This is a genomic window from Streptomyces sp. NPDC055140 (assembly GCF_053607285.1).
The window spans coordinates 1-2055 of the sequence record NZ_JBSGTG010000156.1 but is presented as its reverse complement, the minus strand read 5'-3'; the positions used below and the strand labels follow the sequence as shown (position 1 = coordinate 2055).

At 70.3% G+C, this 2055-nt stretch carries 3 protein-coding genes; 2 read left to right on the top strand and 1 reads right to left on the bottom strand.

The genetic code is table 11. The features are described from left to right. A partial coding sequence (locus ACWFR4_RS48555) for a hypothetical protein (protein WP_453658361.1) occupies positions 1-543 on the bottom strand: 543 nt, incomplete at its 3' end. A gap of 704 nt (positions 544-1247) precedes the next feature. On the opposite strand from ACWFR4_RS48555, the gene ACWFR4_RS48550 reads away from it, so the two are divergent. Both ACWFR4_RS48550 and ACWFR4_RS48545 read left to right on the top strand, forming a co-directional pair. After that, positions 1248-1637, top strand: a complete 390-nt coding sequence (locus ACWFR4_RS48550) for a MobC domain-containing protein (protein ID WP_376247569.1) — start codon at positions 1248-1250, stop codon at positions 1635-1637. Further along, on the top strand, positions 1634-2055 hold a 422-nt coding region (locus ACWFR4_RS48545), incomplete at its 3' end, for a relaxase/mobilization nuclease domain-containing protein (RefSeq protein WP_453658359.1). The genes ACWFR4_RS48550 and ACWFR4_RS48545, both read left to right, overlap by 4 nt.

The following is a 2055-nucleotide window of genomic DNA, read 5'->3' as shown; positions in this document are numbered from 1 at the left end:
GAACAGCGCCTTCGCGAACCGCTGGTGCGCGGCCTGGCGGCTGGTGCCGAGGGCCTGCCCGATGTCCTCCCAGCTCCCGCCGTTGTCGCGGGCAGCGGTGACCGCCCGCTGAAGCGCTGCGCTGCCGAGCTTCTCGACCTCAGCGGCGGCGGCCGTAGCTGCGATCGGGCGCGAGGACGTCAGGTCGGCCAGCAACCGTCGAACGGTGGCGATTGCGTCGGAGAGGTCATCGGGGACGGTCGTCCCCAAGAGCGGGGCGATGTGTTCCCGGGACCAAGCGCCGTACGGGTACGGGGCGTCGTCGCCATGCTCGAAGCCGTTCGTCTCGTCCTGGTCCTCCCAGTCGATCGGGAACATCTCGGAGGAGCGCCAGCCACATTCGCACCCTGCCCGTACGGCAATAGCCCGGGGCCGCCCCGCTTGGCCGTTGTAGAGCCACCAGGCGCTGTTGCCGTTGATGGGGGCGGGCTCGGTGCCGTCGCCCATCACCGCCACGGGGTACCCCTCGTGGCCGCTGCCGAACTGATCCGTCTGCCAACCCATGTAAAGACCCCTTGACGTCGAATGCCTGGCGTACAGAATCCTTGACACGCTCTCCGGGTGTCAAGAGTCGTTTACGACGTGTCGCATGCGTCAACACATCTTGAAGAATGGCGTGTGCCGTCTGTCGGTACGTCATCCCGGTGACGTACAGCCCGGGTCGGTGACGTACGCGGCGGTGGCGGCCGGGGTCGAGGCAGGGTCGCTGGGCAGCATCGGTTCATGACGTCATCCGCCCCCACGTGGGAGTACGGAGCCCCGTACATCCCGATCACCTCGCGTCGGCCAGCACCTGGTCGACCGGCTCCGGCTGAGCGCAGCGGCGCGCCCGGTTCCCCGTCATGTCTCCCGGCGCCCACATCAGCCGAGGGCCAGGACAGGGGAAGTCCGGCACCTCACCAGACCGAATCCCCGGTCTGACGTGCGGTGGTGAGTGGTGAGTCCCCGGACGACCGCAACCCCCTGAGCAACAGCCTGTGCCGCACCCCGCGCAACCCCCTGTGCGTGGCTCTCTGCCGCCCCGCGCGGCGTTCGTCGTAGCGCGGCACAAGACCGACAGATTCAGGAATGCCTCGGTGTGCGATCTGTGCCGGTTTGTCTGGCCGTTGGGTCGTGATGCATAGGTGTGGGGGCTCCGGCCGGGGATCGGCTGGTACGACTGTGGGTCGGTCGCCAATTGGCGACTGGTCACGGTCGGAGGGGAAGAGATGGCACGCGGGACGCCGGGGTCGAAGCGCGGTCACACGGTGTCGGTGCGGCTGTCCGACGAGGAGCGGGAGCGCTGGGAGTCGGCCCGTGGTGAGTCCGGCCGCCGGGAGATGGGCGCGTGGGTGCGGGCCGTGGTCGAGGACGTCCTCGCGGACCGGACCGAGGGCGACGTCCCCGGCGCGGAGAAAGGGCCGGCCCCGCTGCCCCCGATCAACCAGGACGCGTACGACGAGTTGTGCCGGATCGGCGCGAACCTCAACCAGCTTGTGCGCTACACCCACCAGGACGGACAGCTCCACGCTGCCGTCGAGGCGGCCCTGTTCGAGGTCGGCAACGCCGCCCTGGCGGTGAGGGGCATCGAGCCGATGCGGCCCACGGACCCCGAGTGATCGCCAACATCACCAAGGGGCGCAAGGCCGTTGGGGCGCTGATCTACGACTTCGGGCCCGGCCGCCGCGACGAGCACATCAACCCCCGGATCGTCGCCGGGAACGTCACCGGCACCCCGCTCCAGGTTGCCCGCGCGATCGACCACACCGCCCGCCGGCGGCCGGGCATCACCGCGCCGATCTGGCGCACGTCGCTGTCGCTGCCCGACGAGGACGGCATCCTCCCCGACGCCCAGTGGGCCGACATCGCCACGGCGTTCATCGCCGACATGGGGTTCGACGGGGCCCCGTGGGTGGCTGTCCGCCACGGCGACGACCACATCCACCTCACCGTGTCCCGCGTCGACTGGGCCGGGCAGCTCCTCACCGACCGGTGGGACTACCGGCGTGCGCGCGAGGCCGCCGACCGCCTGGAGGA

Excerpts from the sequence above, each read along its gene's own strand:
- ACWFR4_RS48550 (WP_376247569.1), top strand. The coding sequence starts at position 1,248 with ATGGCACGCGGGACGCCGGGGTCGAAGCGCGGTCACACGGTGTCGGTG.